This window comes from Amycolatopsis sp. NPDC049868, from assembly GCF_044461365.1.
Lineage (GTDB): Bacteria > Actinomycetota > Actinomycetes > Mycobacteriales > Pseudonocardiaceae > Amycolatopsis.
Window position 1 is genome coordinate 758,523 of record NZ_JBITKV010000001.1, and the last position, 17,966, is coordinate 776,488.

Genomic DNA, 17,966 nt, shown 5'->3' on the forward strand with positions numbered 1-17,966 from the left:
CGTACCACCAGGATCGCGTAAGCGAGTGGTGAAAAAGCGGGGCGGAAGGCCCTACTTCTTCTGCTCCCACTCACCGACGTTCCACAGGACACCGTTGTACGACTGCATGTAAGTGCGGTCGATGCCCTTGAACGCCCACATGGACGGGGTCTGGAACAGCGGCAGCGTCGCGTACTCGTCCGCGATCGCCTGGTCGGCCTTCTGGTAGTTCTCCAGCTGCACGGCCTCGTCGGTGGCCTTCACGGCCGCCTCGAAGGACGAGTCGATCGTCGGGTTCGACAGGCCCTGGTAGTTCTGGCTGCTGTCGTCGACACGGGTGATGTAGATCGACTTCTGCTCGGCCTTGAACGGAGCGGCGGACCAGCCGAAGAGCGCGGCGTCGTAGTCGCTGGCCGCGAGACGGCCACCCTTCAGGAAGTTGGCGTCCTGGTCGTCCGTGATCTCGATACCGGCGGCCTTGGCCTGCGAGATGATGATCTCGACGGTCTGCTGACGGCGGGTGTTCTGGTTGTGCGAGATCTTGAACGACGCGCGCTGGCCGCCCTTGGCGAAGATACCGTCGCCACCCTTGACCCAGCCGGCGTCGGTCAGCGTCTTGGCCGCGGCCTCGGCGCCCAGACCGGCCTTGCTGCTGTACAGGTCCTTGAAGCCCTGCTCGCCCGGCATGAACACGATGCTGTTCAGCGGGGTCGCGTCGGCCTGGACCTCCTTCAGCAGCTTGTCGGTGATCTCCTGGCGGTTGACGACCTCGAAGAACGCCTTGCGCAGGTCCTTGTCCTTGAACATGCGCTTGTAGTTGAGGTCGATGTGCTCGAAGGTCAGCTGCGAGGCCGAACCGTAGGTGACACCCTGGGCGGAAAGGCCCTTCATGGTGTTGGCCGCGGTGGCGTCGGGCTGGGTCGAAGCGGCGACGTCGATCTCACCGTTCTGCAGCGCGGTCGCCATGGCCTTGGTGTCCTCCATCGCCTTCACGACGATCTTGGAGGGGCCACCCTTGCCACCGATCCAGTTCGGGTTCTTCTCGAGCGTGACGGCCTTCTGGTTGGCGTCGAACGCGGTGATCTTGTACGGGCCCGAAGCCGGCATGACGTCGGCCTTGAAGCCCTTGAAGCCGTTCGTCCAGAAGTCGCCGGCCTTCGTCAGCTGCGTGGCGTCGCTGGTCGGGGTCAGCTTGGTGATGTCGGCGACGCCCGAGTTCTTCTCGACGATGTGCGCGGGCATGATCGCGGTCGAGTTGAACAGGCCCTTGTAGTCCAGGTACGGCTCGGTGTACTTGGTCTCGAAGGTCAGGTCGTCCTTGCAGGTCGCCTCGTTGATCAGCTGGTAGCCGGTCGTCGAAGCGGCGAGGAAGGCCTGCTTGCCGTCGGCGGTCTTCGCCTTGCCGGAGTGCGCCAGCCACGCCAGGTACATGTCGTCGCAGTCGAACGCCTCGTTGTCCGACCACTTGACGTTCGGCTTGATCTTGTAGACGACGGTCTGCGGCGCCTTGGAGGTGACCTCCCAGGAGTCGAACACGTCGTTGTTCAGCAGCACCTTGTTGTTGCCGTCGAGCACATCGGCGCCGGCGAGCACGGCGGTCAGGATGTAGGTGTTGTACGACGTGTTGGTGTCGGGCGTGTCGTTGTTGTAGCCCGAGTACCCGTCGTCGATACCCACCGTGACGGTGCCTTCGTAGCCCTTGGTGTCCGCGAGCTTGAAGTTCTCACCGTTCTGCGCCTTGCCGGTCGCCATGCTCTTGATATCGGTCGACGACCCGTTCTGGTCGGTACTGCCGCTGTCGCCACCGCTGCATGCGCTCAGCACAAGCGCGGAGGCCGCGACCAGCGACCAGGCGGAGACTGCCTTGGACTTCCTCATGAAGTGTGCCCTCCTAGCACTGGGCTCCTGAGATCGGAACAGGACCCCACACCGCTCCGGTGAGATGGCCCGGAGCCTATGACACGCCAAGCGACACTCATTTGGCGCACTGCGGGTGCACGCTAGAAAGGAAATGCACGAACAGTCACCAGTTCCGGGGCGATCGTGACCAAAGGGTAACTTGCGGCTGTCATCAAGAAATACACCGGTTACCTTGAGGAATCGGTCCGCCACTCGAACGTGCCGGGAAAGGTCACCCTCCAGGGCCGGACTCGGACTCGAAACGGCTACTTCGGACCCCTCGTCCAGTTCACCGCAGACCCGAAAGGGCCCACCATAGGAGGACCAGCGGTTACTCCGGAAATACCAGAGCCGATGGCGAGGGTATCGGCCAGCTGGAACAACGGAATGGCCACATTCCGGCGCCACAATTCCGGTTCGAGGGCCGAAAGCGCGTCCGCGGCCGGGGTGGCGCCGGTCAGCGCGGCGTCGATCGACGGCTGCAGGGCCGGATCGCAGAAGCCCAGCGGGTTCCCCGGGACGACGGCCTTCGTCTTGTCGGTGAGCTGATCGGGACGGCAGCCGAAGGTGGACGCCAGCGCCGATGCCACGTCCGGACCGCCGGTGACCTGGCCGATCACCGCGATGTCGATGCCGACGTTGCCCGCGCCCTCCGGCGTCGTCTGCTGGATCCCGTTGAGCACCGGCATGGCCAGCAGGGTCGAGAACAGCTCCCTCGGCTGCGGTGCGATCGCGTTGACCTCGATGCCCGCGGCCACCAGTTGCGCCGTCAGTTCCTTGGCGATCGTCGCGTACGGCTCCTGCTTGGCGGGCGACGCGACGACCAGCGAAAGGTTCTTCCCGTTCTTCCGCCAGGTTCCGGCTTCCTTGGTGTATCCGGCGGATTTGAGCAGTTCCTCGCCCTTGACCGGGTCTGCCGCCGACGGCGGGCCGGGGGCCGGGATCGTCGGCTGGAAACCGGGTGCCGACGGGACGCGGACCTGCGCGTCGGCGCGGAGCTTGTCCGACGGGCCGCCGTCGGTCGCTTCGGTGATCAGCTTGCCGCGGTCGATCAGCGCGGTGACGCCTTCGCGCACCTTGGGATCCGACAGCGTCGAACTCACCGGCCGCAGGAGGATCTGGGCGACCGTGGGGCGCGCGACCGTGTGCAGCTGGACGGCGGAGCCGAGTTCGCCGAGCCGTTTGAGGCCGGTGCCGTCGGTCCTCGTCATCGCGAACTGGTCGTTGCCGCTGCGCAGCGCGGCCAGTGTGCCCTCCTGATCGGCCGCACGGAGCACGATCCGGTCGAGGGCGGAGGGTTTCTCCCAATAGCGCTCGTTGCGCTCCAGCGTGACCTCTCCGCGCGCGGTGTCGAGGCCCTTGATCGAGTACGGGCCGCCGACGGCCGGGAACGCCGTCGCCAGCGCGCCCTGCCACCCGTTCGGGGCGTCCTTGAGCAGATGGGCGGGCAGGAGGTTGTCGAAGAGCGTCTGCCAGCCCGGGTACGGCTTGGAGAAGGTGACCTCGACCCGCTTGCCGCCTTCGCGCGACTGGATGTCCGAGATCAGCCGGTAGCCGGCGGCGCCGATGACACCCGGCTGGTCGCGCATCGCCTCGCGGAGGTACGCGAAGTCCTCCGCGGCGATCGGCGCGCTGTCGGACCAGGAGGCGTCCGGGCGGATCGTGTACGCGACCGTGAACGGCTGCTGCGAGACGACCTCGGCGGACTTCATCAGGTTCTTGTCCAGTTCGAAGCTGCCGTCGTCCTTGGGGCGGAACACCGACGGGAGCAGCAGCTGCGAGAGCGCCGACGTCACCTGGGAAGCGTCGGCGAGGTTGTGGGGGTTGTAGCCGCCGAGGACGTCGTCGACACCCACGACTACCTGCGAAGGCGTCTTCGTGGTCGACGTACTCACCGGGGAGGCTGAAGAGCTGACCACGGGCGGGGGCGGGGTGTTGCTGCAGGCGGCGAGGAGCACCGCCGCGCACGCCAGCATGGGTGCCGCTGTGGTCGGTGACCGCACGCCTTGATCCTCCTGGTTTGTCCCTCGCCCCGTCGCCATAGAGCTATCACGCCGGACATGGCCTCGACAGCGAGATTCCCATATCGGCCCGGCCGTCGCCCGACCGGATGCCGTCCTCCTCCGGTGGACGTCCGGGAGCCCCTCGGGGTTCCTGCCGCGCCGAGCCTTTTCGGCGGCACCGGAGCGCGATACTCCGGCAATCGGTTCCGCAAACCCGGAACATTCCGGAACGCCGGCCGGAATGTTCGCCACCGCACGATTCATGACCGAACCGATCGCGATAGCCGGTCCTATCCGGACGCATTTAGGATCTTTGTTTCGCGGCGGCCGGTATCCACATTCGGCGAACCGGCGCGCGCGGCCGCTCCGCCGTCCTTCCGCCGCCCCCGTTCCGGCGTTGTGAACACCGTCCGAAATGGGCGATCGACTTTCCCCTGAATTACCGGGAACGGACCTTTATTTAACGAATAACGCTCGATCGAATACGGTGCGTGACCACATTCGGCGCCGGAAACGCCGGAGGGCGCCTACTCACGGTGAGTGAGCAGGCGCCCTCCGGCGTTGGGGCGGCACGTGTGATCCGGCGGACGACACACGTGACCGAGTGGACGACACGCGTGTCCAGCCGGACGCCTCACGGCAGGGCCGGTCGCGTCAGAGTGTCGTCCGACCAATCACGTGTGTCGTCCGTCGGATCACACGTGCCGTCCACCCCGTCACGCGGCGCGTGAGGGCCCCATCCCCCCCCAGCTCAGCCGAGGAAACTCGACTTCACATATGAAGGCCCACTTCGGCCTCTGCTCAGCCGCGGTTCTTCATCTTGTTGCGCTCCTTGGCGCGCTGGTTGACGTCCAGCGTGACCTTGCGGATCCGGACGACGTCGGGGGCGACCTCGACGCACTCGTCGACGGAGCAGAACTCCAGCGCCTCTTCCAGCCCCATCTTGCGCGGACGGGCCAGCGTCTCCATCACGTCGGCGGAGGACTGACGCATGTTCGTCAGCTTCTTCTCCTTGGTGATGTTGATGTCGAGGTCCTCGGCGCGCGGGTTCTCCCCGACGACCATGCCCTCGTACACCTCGGCGCCGGGCTCGACGAAGAAGGTGCCGCGGTCGGCCAGCTGGATCATCGCGTACGCGGTGATCGGGCCGGAGCGGTCGGCGACCAGCGAACCGGAGTGACGGGTGCGGATCTCGCCCGCCCACGGGAAGTAGCCCTCGAACACGTGGTTCGCGATACCGGTGCCGCGGGTCTCGGTGAGGAAGTCGGTGCGGAAACCGATCAGGCCACGCGCCGGGAGGACGTAGTCGAGCTTGATGCGGCCGGTGCCGTGCCCGCCCATGTGCTCCATGCGGCCCTTGCGGGCGGCGAGGAGCTGGGTGATGCCGCCGAGGTGCTCCTCCGGGGCGTCGATCGACAGGCGCTCGAACGGTTCGTGCAGCTTGCCGTCGATCATCTTGGTGACCACCTGCGGCTTGCCGACGGTCAGCTCGAAGCCCTCACGGCGCATCTGCTCGACGAGGATGGCCAGCGCCAGCTCGCCACGGCCCTGGACCTCCCAGGTGTCGGGGCGCTCGGTCGGCAGCACCTTGATGCTGACGTTACCGATCAGCTCCTGGTCCAGCCGGGCCTTCACCAGCCGCGCGGTGACCTTGTCGCCGCCGCTGCGGCCGGCCAGCGGCGAGGTGTTGACGCCGATGGTCATCGAGATGGCGGGCTCGTCGACCGCGATCCGGGGCAGCGCCTCGGGGTTCTCGACGTCGGCCAGCGTGTCGCCGATGGTGATGTCCGGGATGCCGGCGATCGCGACCAGTTCGCCCGCGCTGGCCTCGGTCGCCGGGACGCGGGTGAGCGCCTCGGTGACGAGCAGTTCGGAGATCCGGACGTTCTGGATGCTGCCGTCCTCGCGCATCCAGGCCACGGTCTGGCCCTTGCGCAGGTTGCCGGAGTGGATGCGGATCAGCGCGATCCGGCCGAGGAAGTTCGACGCGTCGAGGTTGGTGACCAGCGCGCGCAGCGGGCCTTCCCGGTCCGCGAAGGGCGGCGGCACGTGGCGCAGCAGGGTCTCGAACAGCGGGTCGAGGTTCTCGCTCTCGGGCACCGCACCGTCGGCGGGCTGTTCGAGGCTCGCCTTGCCGGACCGGGCGGAGGCGAAGACGACCGGGAGGTCGAGGATCGCGTCGAGGTCGGCGTCCTCGATGTCACCGGCCAGATCGAGCAGGAGGTCGTGGGTCTCTTCGACGACCTCGGAGATCCGCGCGTCGGGCCGGTCGGTCTTGTTGACGACCAGGATCACCGGCAGGCCGGCCTCAAGGGTCTTGCGAAGCACGAACCGGGTCTGCGGGAGCGGGCCCTCGCTGGCGTCGACCAGCAGGACGACACCGTCCACCATGGCCAGTCCGCGCTCGACCTCGCCGCCGAAGTCCGCGTGGCCGGGGGTGTCGATGACGTTGATGGTCACCGGGCCGTTCTCGGTCTCGCGGTGGATGGAGGTGTTCTTCGCGAGGATCGTGATGCCCTTTTCCCGCTCGAGCTCCCCGGAGTCCATCACGCGGTCGACGAGTTCGGCGCGCTCCTCGAAGGCGCCGGACTGCCGGAGCATGGCGTCGACGAGGGTCGTCTTGCCGTGGTCGACGTGTGCGACGATGGCGACGTTGCGCAGGTCGGGCCGGGTCTTGCCGGACGAGCGGCCGGCATCGACTGCGGTGGCGCTGGCTGCGGGCACGCGAAGGCTCCAAAGGTTTCAAGTTCGGGTGTGGTGCCCGCGCTCGCGCGTTCGAGACGCGCCAGGCCGACTTTGGCCATACGCGGACCACACCAGGATACCGGTAGCCCGACTGTGAGCAGCCCCACGCCCCAAGATCGGTTAGCCTCACCTAACGTGTAGAGGTTGCCGGCGCCGGTCGGAGAAGGAGCGCGAGTGGGCAAGAAACTACCCGACGACCCGCGCAAGCTCGTGCGCAAATGGATGAAGTCCGGCAAGGTCAAGAAGAAATGCTGCCGGTCGAAGTCGCGGTGCGGCAAATGCCCCGTTCTCGCACTGAAAAAGGCGAAAACGAAGATCGCGAAGGCCGCTTAGAAGATCGTCAGTGCACCACCGCCTCGTTGATCGCCCGAAGTTCCGGCGCGGTACGGGTCGGCGAGAACTCGATCACCTCGTAGGTGGCCATGTGCTTGATCGAGAAGGGGTCGGTCGCGAGGATCGCGTCCAGCTTTCCCCTGGCCATGGGCTTGGTGATGATGACGCCGCCGATGCGCGGGTTGCGCCTGCCGGAGGCGAGGAAATTGCCGTGTTCGTACTGCTTGGTCAGCCAGTCGGCGTGATCAGGGAGCACGTAGTCGATTTCTTCGATGGGCGCGGTGTAGGTCAGCAGGACGACAAACATGTGTTGAAGGTAGACCCGGATCTCCAATATGACGGACGTACTGCCCCGGCTGATATGAAGTGTTGACGCGCTGTGCCCGGAATGAGTGACTCGCCCCTTCTTTTCACTTCGGGCGGGGACGGCGGTACGATCGCCGCATGCGCGCGCAGAACGCCCAGTGGTGGCCGCCCTCCGGCGGCCCCGCAGTCCTGCGCTGAACCAGACGAGCGCACCACCAGGCCGCCCCACCGGGCGGCCTTTTTCGTGCCCGGACCCTGGGGCGGCCCGAATCCGGAAGGAAGAAGGCAGATGATCAGGTTGTCCGGGATCACCCCGTCCGGCCACGTCCACGTCGGGAACCACCTGGGGGCCATCCGGCGCTGGGCCGACGAGGGCGGGCCGGACGACCTGTACTTCGTCTCCGACCTGCACGCCATGACGAACTCGCACAATCCGGCGAGACTGCGCTCGATGGCCTCCGAGCAGCTGGCCGTGCTGATCGCGGCCGGGATCGAGCCGGACCGGGTGTTCGTGCAGTCCGACCTAGCCCGCGAACTGGGCGCCCTCAACTGGGTCCTCGAATGCACCTGCAACTACGGCGAGGCCGCCAGGATGATCCAGTTCAAGGAGAAGTCGAAGGGCCGGGCCGGTGTCCGGCTGTCCCTGCTGACCTATCCGGTGCTGATGGCGGCCGACATCCTGCTGCAGGGCGCGGACGAGGTCCCGGTCGGCGAGGACCAGCGGCAGCACGTCGAGCTGGCGCGAACGCTGGCGAAGCGGTTCAACACCACCTACGGCGACGTGTTCACCATGCCGAAGGCGGTGCTGCCGCCCGCCGGCGCGCGGGTCATGGACCTGGCCGAGCCGACGCGGAAGATGTCGAAGTCGACGAAGGAAGAGGCCGGGGTGATCTTCGTCCTCGACGAGCCCGACCAGGTCCGCCGGAAGGTCAAACGCGCGAAGACCGACGGCGGGTCGAAGCCCGCCTACGCGCCGGAGACCCGGCCGGGGATGGCGAACCTGCTGGACATCCTCGCGGCGTGCACCCGCGAGAAACCCGAGGTCCTCGCGGACCGGTTCGACTCCTACGGCCAGGTGAAGGACGCCGTCGCCGAGGCGCTCATCGAGGAGCTGCGGCCGGTCCGGGAGCGCGCCCTGGCGCTGCTGGCCGATCCCGGCGAGCTGGAGCGGGTCCGCAAGGCGGGTGCCGTCCGGGCGGCGGAACGAGGTGAGCACCGGCTGCAGTCGGCGCTGCGGCTCATCGGCGCCGGCTGAAGTTCCGTGAAGGCCTCCTTCCCTACTTTGAGGGTAGGGAAGGAGGCCTTCACGGACTTGAGAGCAACGCGTGCAGGGCGGGCAGGAGGATCCGGTCGGCGGGCAGCCAGTCGAGGTCGTCGAGTTCGCGTGCGCGGATCCACCGGACGTCCTTGTGCTCCACCGCCCGCGGCTCGTCCGCCGCGCTGACCAGCGAAGCGGCGTAGATCCGCAGCACCTTCCCCTTCGGCAGCGGCACGTCTTCGCCGACCCGGCCCGCGACCGTCACGGCGACGTCCAGTTCCTCCAGGCATTCCCGCGCCAAGGCGGCCTCGTCGCTTTCGCCGTCCTCGACGCGCCCGCCCGGCAGCTCCCATTGCCCGGCGTGGTCGGCGGGCCAAGCCCGCTGCTGTGCCAGCAACTGTCCGTTCCGCACGATGGCGGCGCCCACGATCACCACGCGGCACACCCTACGACCGCCGCGCCGCCTGCCACACGATCTGGAACCGCGCCCCGCCGTCGGGTGATTCGCCGACCCGGACCCTGCCCCCTCGGCGGCGGGCGGCCTCCGCGACCATCGCCAGTCCCAGCCCGGTGCCGCCGGAGGACCGCGCCCGCGAATCGGACACGCGGTAGAAGCGGTCGAAGACCCGTTCCCGGTGCTCCGGCGCGATACCCGGCCCATCGTCGTCGACCACCACCCGCACGGTGGACCGGGCCGCGAGCACCGACACCACGATCTCGCTCCGCGCGTACCGGCAGGCGTTGCGCAGCAGATTGCTCAGCACCAGCTCGACCTCGGAATGCGTGGCCAGCGCCCACGCCGTCCCGACCGTGCCGCTCACCCGGATCTCGGGCGCGCCGGCGGGCATCCGCGCGACCGCGGCCCGCACCTCGCTCACCAGCTCGACCGGTTCCGCGGGCGGGACCTCCCCCGCGTCCGACCTCGCCAGCGCCAGCAGCCCGTCGAGCAGCGCGGAAAGCCGCTCCGCCTCCTCAAGGATGTCGGAAAGCGTCTCCTGCGAGAGGTCGGGATCGGGATTGGCGACGGCGACCTCGGCCTGCACGCGGATCGACGCGACCGGTGACCGGAGCTCGTGCGCGGCGTCCCCGGTGAACCGCCGGAGCCGGTCGGCGCCCTCCTCCTGCCGCGCCAGCAGCGCGTTGAACTCCTCGGCCAGCGCGCGGAGTTCGTCGTGCGAATCCGGGAGCGGCAGCCGCGCGCCCGGTGGGAGGGCCCGCACCGACCCGCGCATCCGCGCCACGGGCCGCAGGGCGAACCGCACCAGCAGCCATGTCGCGATCCCCGCGCCCACCGCGCCGACGGACGCGACCACGAACAGCCACAACCCGCCGGAGTGCACAGCCGTCGCGAAGCCGACCAAACCGGCACCCGCGACGACGAGCCGTTGCTGCCCATCGGGTGCGGTGACGACGGTGCCCGCCCAGCGCCAGCTGTGTTCGCCACCGGTCGTGATCGATTCGCCCGCCTTCAGCGCGCGGACGTCCGTCGGGCCGAGGTTCGCCGGCGGCAGGCCGTCCACCGGGCCGCCCGCGGTGTCGAGGACGCGGACGGTGACCGCCGACCCCGAAGGTGTCCGCCCGGCCGAGACGTCGGCCTTCGCGGTTTCCAGCTGAGCGCTCAGTTCGTCGTCGACCGAGCCGATGAGCAACGGCTGCAGGTTGTCCCCGGCGACCGCCGCCAGCCCGAGCAGGAAGCCGAGCGTGACCGTGGCCGCGAGCAGGGTGATCCGGACCTCCAGCGATCGGCGGCGCCACCAGGACGGCGAGCCGATCACCCCTGTCCCGCCGGGGCGATCACTTCGTCGAGCTGCGGATCCGAGGCCAGGTAGCCGTGCCCGCGCACGGTCCGGACCAGCGCGCCCGCGCCGACCGCGTCGAGTTTGCGGCGCACGTAGCCGACGTAGACCTCGACGACGTTGCGGGTCGCGGCCTGTTCGTCGCCCCAGACGGCGCGCAGCAGTTCGTCCTTGGTGACGACCGTTCCGGCCCGGCCGGCCAGCACCTCCAGCAGGGCGAACTCACGGGGGCTGAACGCCACGTCGACGCCGTCGTAGCGGACCTGCCGCAGGCTCCGGTCGACTTCGAGCGCGCCGATGCGCAGCGGCCCCCGGGTCCCGTCCGGCGACGCCCGCCGCAGCACCGCGCGCACCTGCGCGACCAGCACGACGAACGAGAACGGCTTCACGAGGTAGCCGTCGGCGCCGAGGTCGAGACCATCGGCCTGATCGACCTCGCCGTCCTTCGCCGAGATCATCAGCACCGGCGTGGTGACGCCGAGCGCGCGCAGCCGTTCGAGCACGCGGTAGCCGGAAAGCCCCGGAAGCATGATGTCGAGCAGGACGACGTCGAAGGAGCCCGTCTGCGCGAGCCGCAGCCCGCTGGGCCCGTCGGCCGCCGTGACCACGTCCATGTCCTCGGCGCGCAGCCCCCGCTGCAACGCCTTGCGCACGCCGGGCTCGTCGTCGACCACCAGTACTCGAGGTTTCACGCCCTTCATCATTCACGCTTTCACCAGCTCACGCGCGACCTCTCAGCGCCATCTCAGCCGGGGAGGCGGAGTCTGAGTGGTATCTCAGCGTTTCCGGGGAAGCGTTGTCGCCAAGACCCGAGCACACTGGGGTTCGGGGAAACAGGGAGAGACAGCATGGATCCGAAGAGGAAGGCCATCACCGCGGCGGTGGTGGGCACGGCGCTCGGCGTCGGCGGGCTCGCCGTCGTCGCGATGCCGGCCACCGCGGGCGACGCGCCCGTCCTGCCGCAGATCAGCGCCGAAGAGCTGGTGCAGTCGACGCTCAACGCGAAGCCGTCGGCGTTCGACGGGAAGGTCAAGGTCAGCAATGACCTCGGCCTGCCGCAGGTCGGCAGCACGCTGCCCGGGGTTTCGGCGCTTAATGTCGACTCGGCGCAGATTTCGACCGATGGCGCGGGCAAGAGCAAGGTTTCGCTCACCGAAGGCTCCAGCCAGCAGACCATCGTCCAGAACGGCCAGACCGTCTGGGAGTACAGCTCCAAGGACAACTCGGCCACGAAGGTGACCATCCCGGACGGGCTGGCCAAGGAGCACCAGGAAAAGGGCAAGAACGTCGACCCGGCCACGGTGGCGTCGGAACTGCTCGGCAAGGTGCGCGAGAGCAGCACGATCGCCGTCAGCGGCACGGCCTCGGTGGCGAACCGGTCCGCGTACGAACTGGTGCTGACCCCGAAGCCGACCGAGCGGACGCTCCTGCGCGAGATCCGCGTCGCGATCGACGACCAGACCCGCCTGCCGCTGCGCGTCACGGTGCTGGCGAACGGCACTTCGTCCCCGGCGCTGGAGGTCTCGTTCAGCGAGATCAACTTCGCGGCGCAGCCCGCGTCGAACTTCGAGTTCACCCCGCCGAAGGGTGCGAAGGTGACCGAGAAGACCGCCGAGGTCGGCCCGGAGGACCGTGAGCTGGCCGAGCAGGCGAAGTCCGACCTCAAGGTCGTCGGCGACGGCTGGGACACCGCGATCACCGGCAAGGTCCCGGCCGACGCGCTGGCGAAGGCCGGTCAGGCCAAGGACGAGGAAGGCCGCCAGGTCGACCCGAAGGCGTTGCTTTCGCGGTTCGCCAAGCCGGTCAGCGGTGCCTGGGGCAGCGGCTGGCTGGTGACCACCAAGGTCGGCAGCGGCGTGCTGACCGACGACGGCCGCTACGCCGTCGGCGCGGTGCCGGAGCAGGTCCTCTTCGAGGCTTTGGCCGCGAAGTGACCACCACGTTCGAAGCCGGGACGGACGCCTCCCAGGAGGCGTCCGCTCCGGCGGTACCCATGGCGGCCCGCACCAGGGGCCTGCGCAAGGTCTACGGCCGCACGGTGGCCGTGGACCACGTCGATCTCGACGTTCCCGAAGGCGCCGTGCTGGGGATGCTCGGCCCCAACGGTTCGGGCAAGACGACGACCATCCGGATGCTGCTCGGTCTCGTGCGGCCCACCGAGGGCGAGGTCGAACTCTTCGGCAAGAAGATGCCCGACGAGGCGGCGCACGCGCTGCCCGACGTCGGCGCGCTCGTCGAAGGGCCGGGTTTCCACCCTTTTCTCTCCGGGCGCGAGAACCTGCTGCGCGTGGCCGCGGCCGAACCGAGGCTGGCCTCGGCCGGGATCCCCGGAGCGGTCGACGCGGCGCTTGAGCGCGTCGGCCTGACCGACGCCGCCACCCGGCGCTACAAGGGGTATTCGCTGGGGATGAAGCAGCGGATGGGGCTGGCGAGCGCGCTGCTCGTACCGCGGCGGATGGTCGTGCTCGACGAGCCGACCAACGGCCTCGACCCGGCGGGGACCAGGGAGATCCGCCGGATCATCGCCGAACTGCACGCCGACGGCGTCACCGTGCTGGTGTCGTCGCATCTGCTGACCGAGGTCGAGGCGACCTGCACGCACGTCGCGGTGCTCCAGTCCGGGAACGTGATCGCCCAGGGCGAGCTTTCGGAACTGCTGGAGTCGGGGAACGCGGCGCTGCTGGTGCGGACGCCGGACGCCGAACTCGCGGTGGAGACGTTGCGGGAGAACAGGATCGGCAGCAGGCTCACCCCGGACGGCGTCCGCGTGGACCTCACCGCGGCCGAGGCCCCCACCGTGCTGCGTCATCTGGTGACGGCCGGGGTGGCCGTGCACGAGGCGGCGCGGGCACGGACCGGCCTGGAGGACCTGTTCGCCCGGCTGACCCAGCCGGAGTCCACTGTAGACGGTGAGGGGGAGTCGTGACCCACGCTCTGGCCGCGGCACCCGCGGCGAGGACCGGCCGGGACAGCATCGGCCTGCTCCGGTTGTATCGCGCCGAGCTGCGCTGGATCTTCCGGCGGCCCCGCACGCTGGCCGTGCTGGGCCTGCTCGCGCTGATCCCGATCGTGATCGGGGTCGCGCTGACGCTCGTCGACGCTTCGGAAACGAGGGGCGGCCAGGACGGCGCGCTGCTAGCCTCCGCGGTCAACAACGGGTTCATCCTGCCGGTCGCGGCGCTGACCATGACGTTGGCGCTGCTCCTGCCGCTCGCTTCGGCGATGGCCGGGGCGGACGCGATCGCCGGCGAGGCGGCGCACGGCACCCTGCGGGGCTGGCTGATCGCGCCGGTCGGGCGGGGCAAGCTGCTCGCGATCAAGGCCTTCGGCGTCGCGACGGTGTCGGTGGTCGCGGTGCTGGCGATGACGTTCACCGGTTTCGTGACCGGGCTGATCATCAGCGGTACCGACTCGATGTTCACCCTCACCGGTTCGACGCTGAGCGTGTGGGACGCGCTGGGCAGGCTTCTGGTGGTGGCACTGTGGATCACCCTGCAGCTGTGGGCGGTCGGCGCGGTCGCGCTCGCGATCTCGTCGTTCACCGAGCATCCGATGCTGGTGGTCGCCTCGGTGCTGGCCGGGACGATCGTGTTCACCATCCTCGGCTTCCTTGACGCGGTCTCGTGGCTGCATCCGTTCCTGCTCAACAAGGATTGGGCGCAGGCTCCGGCCGCGGTGCTGATGGACCCGCTGGACCTGTCGATGCTCGGCGAAAGCGCGCTGCGGGCCGCCTGCTACATCGTCATCGGGCTCTCGATCGCCTACTCGCGCCTGACCACCCGGGACGGCTGACCCCCGCGTTTCGTCCTCTGAATGCGGTACTTGCACGCGCAACTACCGCATTCAGAGGACTAATTGCTAGCAGAAGACCGCCGTCGCCATGGAGACCACCGCTTCGGTGGACGGGTCCCGCTCGTATGGGTTGAGGGACAGGGTCATCGACTTGCCCTTTCCGTCGGTGAAGGCGACGGTGAGGTAGCCGATCAGCTGTCCCGTGTGCCCCCACACCGGCTTCGGGCCGGTCACACAAGGGATCGCGAACTCCTGCAAGCCCAGGCCGTAGCGGAAAAGCGGAACCGCTTCCCTCATCCGCCGCATCTCCGTGAGGCTCGCCTGGCTCGTCAGCCTGCCCTCGATCAGGGCGGTGACGAAGGTGGTCAGGTCGCGTGTGGTGGAGACCATCTCACCGGCCGCCCAGTCCAGAGAGGGATCCATGTCGGTGGCGTCCACGATCGACGGAGGGGTCGTGGGCAGCGGTTCATAGCCGCGGGCGTGCGGAACGGGCAACGAGGAGCGGTGGCCCGGCACGCTGGTGTGCGTGAGGTGGAGCGGGCGCAGGATTCGCCGCGTCACCTCCTCGCCATACGGGCGTCCGGTCAGCTTCTCGATCAGCAGACCGGCGACGACGTAGTTGGTGTTCGAGTAACGCCAGGACTCGCCCGGGTTCTCGAAGTCCGGGCCTTCCGCGAATGCCACCTTCAGCAGTTGCGAAGGCGTGTAGTCGTCGAAGCGGGCGTCGGCTCGCCAGCGATTGGTCGAGTATCCGGGTTCACTCATGTAGTCGTGCAGGCCGCTGGTGTGCTGCAGGACGTGCCGGACGGTGACGCGACCACCGCCGGGCACGGCACCGGGCAGGTGGCGCTCGATCGGATCGTCGAGTGCCAGCCGTCCCTCGTCGGCCAGCTGCAGGAGGACGGTGGCCGCGAAGGTCTTGGTGACGCTGCCGATCCGGAAGTGACCGCCGGCGACGGCGGGCGTCCCGGAGGCCAGGTCACGCACGCCCACCGCGTCCGACCACTGGCGGGTGCCGTTCCGCACGTGGATCAGCCCGGCGGTGATGTCCCGGCCCTCGGCGAGGGCGGTGAGCCTGCCGTGCAACTCGGCGACCGGGATGTCCGGCGTGGCCGGTGCGGCGGCCGGACCGACCGCGAGAACGAAGGACAAGATCGTCTTCAGGAGCATGGAGACGACGGTATGGCGGGCGAGCCCGGCGGACACTGGGGAAAACCGCAGGCTTCGGGCCGGACTACCGCATTCAGCGGACTAAACGCGTAGTTGGGCGACGCCGTCCGGGTCCATTGCAAGCCGGACGGTGTCCCCCGGGCGCAGATCGGCCGTCACCGGCGCGACCGCGTCCACAGTGGACAGTTCCCCGCCGGGCGCGACCACGAGCCGGACGTGCTCCCGCCGGTGCACCACGGCGACGATCTCGCCCTCGACACCGTCCGGGGCGACCCGCAGACCGTGCGGCCGCAGCCCCAGCCGCACCGCGCCGTCCTCGACGTCGGGCAGCGTGACCTCGCCGAGCGGCGTCCGCACCACCCCGCCGGAGGCCTCACCGTCGACGAACGTGGTCACGCCGAGGAACCGTGCCACGTCCTCGTCCACCGGCTGCCGCCAGACGCGGCGCACCGCGCCCTCCTGCCGAATCTCGCCGTCGTCGAGGACGGCGACGCGGTCGGCGAGCGTGAACGCCTCTTCCTGATCGTGCGTGACCAGCAGTGCGGTGATCTTGCTGCGCCGCAGCAGGGCCGCGAGGTCGATCGCCAGCTGTTCCCGCAGCCCGGCGTCCAAACCGGACAGTGGTTCGTCCAGCAGCAGCAACCGCGGCTCCGGCGCCAGCGCGCGGGCCAGTGCCACGCGCTGCGCCTGCCCGCCGGACAGCTCGGTCACCCTCCGCCGCTCGTAGCCGGCGAGCCCGACCAACTCCAGCAGCGCACGGACGCGGTCCGCGTGGCCGGCGCGCGGCACGCCGTGCATCCGCAGGCCGAAGGCGATGTTCGAAGCGACGTCCTTGTGCGGGAACAGCTGCCCGTCCTGGAAGACCAGCCCGAACCCCCGCCGGTGCACCGGGACACCGGCGAGGTCCTCGCCGTCCCATCGCACGGTGCCCGACGTCAGCGGCTCCAGCCCGGTGATCGCCCGCAGCAGCGTCGACTTCCCCGAACCGGACGGGCCGAGCAGCGCCAGCACCTCGCCGTCGGCGATGTCCAGCCCGGCGTCCTTCACCGCCGCGAAGGATCCATAGTGGACGGTCAGATCCCGTACCGACAGCGACACTAGAACTCCCCTACCGAATTCTGCCCGCGGACCGCGCCGAACCGGTCGATCAGCACCACCGCCACCACGGTCACGATCATGAGCAGCGCGCAGGCCGCGTAGGCCATCTGGTTGTTCAGTTCCCCCGGCCGCGAGATCAGCGTCGCGACGGCGACCGGCAACGTCGGCGCGTCCGGCCTGGCCAGGAAGCTCGTCGCGCCGAACTCGCCGAGCGCGACCACGTAACCGAACCCGGCCGCCGCGACCAGGGAACGCGCCGTCAGCGGGAGATCGATCTCGCGCCACACCCGGCCGGGGCTCGCGCCGAGCGTCGACGCGGCCTGCCGCAGCCGGACGTCGACCGACCGCAGCACCGGCAGCACCATCCGCACGATCAGCGGGATGATCACCAGCGCCTGCGCGAGCGGCACCAGCAACGGCGACGTCCGCAGGTCGCCCGGCAGCGCGTCGAGCGTGACGAGATACCCGAAACCGACGGTCACCGCGGACACGCCCAGCGGCAGCATCAGCGCGGCGTCCATCGTCTCGCCCATGCCTCGGGCCAGCCTGCCCGGCGTGCGGCGAAGCGCCACCAGCACGACCGAAGCCAGCACCCCGACGATCATCGCGAGCGTCGTCGCGTCGAACGCCGTCCGCAGCGACATCGACGCCGCGTCCCAGCCCGAAACCTGGAGCGCGTTACGGGAACCTTGTCCGGCGAGCGCTTCGTACCCCGCGAGGCTCCAACCGTCCGAAGTGGACACGGATTCGAGCAGCAGCGCCACGATCGGCGTCATCAGGAGCGCGATCACCGCGAGCCCGGCGGCCACGGCCCACCACTCGCCGCCCCTCGGCCTCCGCGCGGTCTCGCTCCGCGAACGCAGCCGCACCGCGTTCTCCCGGCGCCACCTCGCGAGCGCTCCCACGACCAGCGCGGCGACGACGGCGGCGAACTGCACCAGCGACAACGCGGCCGCGCCGGAGAGGTCGAGCAGTTCGACCGTGCGCAGGTAGATCTCGGTCTCCAGGGTGCGGTACTTCGCCCCGCCGAGAATGAGCACGACCCCGAAACTGGTGGCGCAGAACAGAAAGACCACCGCGGCCGAGGACGCGATGGCCGGCGCGAGCGCGGGCAGCGTCACCGAACGGAAGGCACGCCACGGCGACGCGCCGAGCGCGCGGGCAGCGTCGACGGTGCGTGGATCGAGATGGCTCCACAGCCCGGAAACCGTGCGCGCGACGACGGCGACGTTGAAGAAGGCGTTGGCCAGCACCAAGGGCAGCAGCCCGCCGTCGGGCCAGAGCGCGCGGAAGGCGAGGCCGACCACGACGGTCGGCAGCACGAACGGCACCAGCACGAGCGTCCGGACCAGCGAGACCCCCGGCAGCCGTACCCGCGCGAGCAGGAACGCGACCGGCAGGCCGGCCAGTACCGCGACGATCGTCGAGACCCCGGCGCTGGCGACGGTGAATCCGGCGAGTTTCCAGGTCAGCGGGTCGCCGATGGCCGTGCCGACCCCGCCCGAGCCGAAGCCCCGGCCGACGATCGCCGCGACCGGCCAGGCGAAGAACACCACGAGGAAACCGAGCGGCGGCACGGCGAGTGCG

16 protein-coding genes are annotated in these 17,966 nt (G+C 69.3%); 6 read left to right on the top strand and 10 right to left on the bottom strand.

The genetic code is table 11. The features are described 5' to 3' along the window. Positions 1-51: 51 nt before the first annotated feature. Positions 52-1,857 carry an ABC transporter family substrate-binding protein gene (locus ACIBTM_RS03730; RefSeq protein WP_395875018.1) on the bottom strand — a complete coding sequence of 602 codons (1,806 nt, stop codon included), beginning with the start codon at positions 1,855-1,857 and terminating at the stop codon, positions 52-54. A 287-nt stretch (positions 1,858-2,144) separates the two neighbouring features. Next, entirely contained in the window at positions 2,145-3,773 is a 1,629-nt protein-coding gene (locus ACIBTM_RS03735; RefSeq protein WP_395875019.1) for an ABC transporter family substrate-binding protein, read from the bottom strand. Here ACIBTM_RS03735 and ACIBTM_RS03740 point away from each other — a divergent pair. Next, positions 3,757-3,888, top strand: a complete 132-nt coding sequence (locus ACIBTM_RS03740) for a hypothetical protein (RefSeq protein ID WP_395875020.1) — start codon at positions 3,757-3,759, stop codon at positions 3,886-3,888. The genes ACIBTM_RS03735 and ACIBTM_RS03740 overlap by 17 nt on opposite strands. 794 nt (positions 3,889-4,682) lie before the next feature. Here ACIBTM_RS03740 and typA read toward each other — a convergent pair. Next, positions 4,683-6,605 carry a translational GTPase TypA gene (gene typA / locus ACIBTM_RS03745; protein ID WP_350576800.1) on the bottom strand — a complete coding sequence of 641 codons (1,923 nt, stop codon included), beginning with the start codon at positions 6,603-6,605 and terminating at the stop codon, positions 4,683-4,685. A gap of 195 nt (positions 6,606-6,800) precedes the next feature. On the opposite strand from typA, the gene ACIBTM_RS03750 reads away from it, so the two are divergent. Then, positions 6,801-6,959 carry a hypothetical protein gene (locus ACIBTM_RS03750; RefSeq protein ID WP_168214406.1) on the top strand — a complete coding sequence of 53 codons (159 nt, stop codon included), beginning with the start codon at positions 6,801-6,803 and terminating at the stop codon, positions 6,957-6,959. A 7-nt stretch (positions 6,960-6,966) separates the two neighbouring features. Here the strand turns inward: ACIBTM_RS03750 and ACIBTM_RS03755 are convergent, their stop codons facing one another. After that, positions 6,967-7,266 carry a YciI family protein gene (locus ACIBTM_RS03755; protein ID WP_037340953.1) on the bottom strand — a complete coding sequence of 100 codons (300 nt, stop codon included), beginning with the start codon at positions 7,264-7,266 and terminating at the stop codon, positions 6,967-6,969. Positions 7,267-7,554: 288 nt separating this feature from the next. On the opposite strand from ACIBTM_RS03755, the gene trpS reads away from it, so the two are divergent. After that, on the top strand, positions 7,555-8,520 hold the full coding sequence (trpS, locus tag ACIBTM_RS03760; RefSeq protein WP_395875021.1) for a tryptophan--tRNA ligase: 966 nt from the start codon (positions 7,555-7,557) through the stop codon (positions 8,518-8,520). Between the two features lie 49 nt (positions 8,521-8,569). Here trpS and ACIBTM_RS03765 read toward each other — a convergent pair whose 3' ends face one another. The 3 genes from ACIBTM_RS03765 to ACIBTM_RS03775 are packed head-to-tail and all read right to left on the bottom strand — an operon-like array spanning position 8,570 to position 11,023. Beyond that, positions 8,570-8,959 carry a (deoxy)nucleoside triphosphate pyrophosphohydrolase gene (locus ACIBTM_RS03765; protein WP_395875022.1) on the bottom strand — a complete coding sequence of 130 codons (390 nt, stop codon included), beginning with the start codon at positions 8,957-8,959 and terminating at the stop codon, positions 8,570-8,572. A 10-nt stretch (positions 8,960-8,969) separates the two neighbouring features. Further along, positions 8,970-10,298, bottom strand: coding sequence for an ATP-binding protein (locus tag ACIBTM_RS03770; protein WP_395875023.1), 1,329 nt, complete (start codon positions 10,296-10,298; stop codon positions 8,970-8,972). Beyond that, positions 10,295-11,023, bottom strand: a complete 729-nt coding sequence (locus ACIBTM_RS03775; RefSeq protein ID WP_063277574.1) for a response regulator transcription factor — start codon at positions 11,021-11,023, stop codon at positions 10,295-10,297. The genes ACIBTM_RS03770 and ACIBTM_RS03775 overlap by 4 nt, the downstream gene beginning before the upstream one ends. Positions 11,024-11,167: 144 nt before the next feature. Here ACIBTM_RS03775 and ACIBTM_RS03780 point away from each other — a divergent pair, with 144 nt between their 5' ends. The 3 genes from ACIBTM_RS03780 to ACIBTM_RS03790 are packed head-to-tail and all read left to right on the top strand — an operon-like array spanning position 11,168 to position 14,111. Next, positions 11,168-12,253, top strand: a complete 1,086-nt coding sequence (locus ACIBTM_RS03780; protein ID WP_395875024.1) for an outer membrane lipoprotein carrier protein LolA — start codon at positions 11,168-11,170, stop codon at positions 12,251-12,253. Beyond that, on the top strand, positions 12,250-13,245 hold the full coding sequence (locus ACIBTM_RS03785; protein WP_395875025.1) for an ABC transporter ATP-binding protein: 996 nt from the start codon (positions 12,250-12,252) through the stop codon (positions 13,243-13,245). Before ACIBTM_RS03780 ends, ACIBTM_RS03785 begins: the two co-directional genes overlap by 4 nt. Beyond that, entirely contained in the window at positions 13,242-14,111 is an 870-nt protein-coding gene (locus tag ACIBTM_RS03790; RefSeq protein WP_395875026.1) for an ABC transporter permease, read from the top strand. The genes ACIBTM_RS03785 and ACIBTM_RS03790 overlap by 4 nt, the downstream gene beginning before the upstream one ends. 66 nt (positions 14,112-14,177) lie before the next feature. On the opposite strand, the gene ACIBTM_RS03795 is transcribed toward ACIBTM_RS03790, so the two are convergent. From ACIBTM_RS03795 to ACIBTM_RS03805, 3 genes are all read right to left on the bottom strand, one after another. Beyond that, a complete protein-coding gene (locus ACIBTM_RS03795) occupies positions 14,178-15,281 on the bottom strand; it encodes a serine hydrolase domain-containing protein (protein ID WP_395875027.1) in 1,104 nt (367 codons plus the stop codon). An 81-nt stretch (positions 15,282-15,362) separates the two neighbouring features. Further along, positions 15,363-16,379: an ABC transporter ATP-binding protein gene (locus tag ACIBTM_RS03800; RefSeq protein WP_395875028.1), complete on the bottom strand. Its 1,017-nt coding sequence runs from the start codon at positions 16,377-16,379 to the stop codon at positions 15,363-15,365. Continuing rightward, positions 16,379-17,956: an ABC transporter permease gene (locus tag ACIBTM_RS03805; protein ID WP_395875785.1), complete on the bottom strand. Its 1,578-nt coding sequence runs from the start codon at positions 17,954-17,956 to the stop codon at positions 16,379-16,381. The genes ACIBTM_RS03800 and ACIBTM_RS03805 overlap by 1 nt, the downstream gene beginning before the upstream one ends. Positions 17,957-17,966 lie beyond the last annotated feature (10 nt).

What these genes read in the sequence shown, in the direction of transcription:
- ACIBTM_RS03730 (WP_395875018.1), bottom strand. Translation starts at nt 1,857, where the DNA reads ATGAGGAAGTCCAAGGCAGTCTCCGCCTGGTCGCTGGTCGCGGCCTCC.
- ACIBTM_RS03755 (WP_037340953.1), bottom strand. Translation starts at nt 7,266, where the DNA reads ATGTTTGTCGTCCTGCTGACCTACACCGCGCCCATCGAAGAAATCGAC.
- trpS (WP_395875021.1), top strand. Translation starts at nt 7,555, where the DNA reads ATGATCAGGTTGTCCGGGATCACCCCGTCCGGCCACGTCCACGTCGGG.
- ACIBTM_RS03775 (WP_063277574.1), bottom strand. Translation starts at nt 11,023, where the DNA reads ATGATGAAGGGCGTGAAACCTCGAGTACTGGTGGTCGACGACGAGCCC.
- ACIBTM_RS03780 (WP_395875024.1), top strand. Translation starts at nt 11,168, where the DNA reads ATGGATCCGAAGAGGAAGGCCATCACCGCGGCGGTGGTGGGCACGGCG.
- ACIBTM_RS03795 (WP_395875027.1), bottom strand. Translation starts at nt 15,281, where the DNA reads ATGCTCCTGAAGACGATCTTGTCCTTCGTTCTCGCGGTCGGTCCGGCC.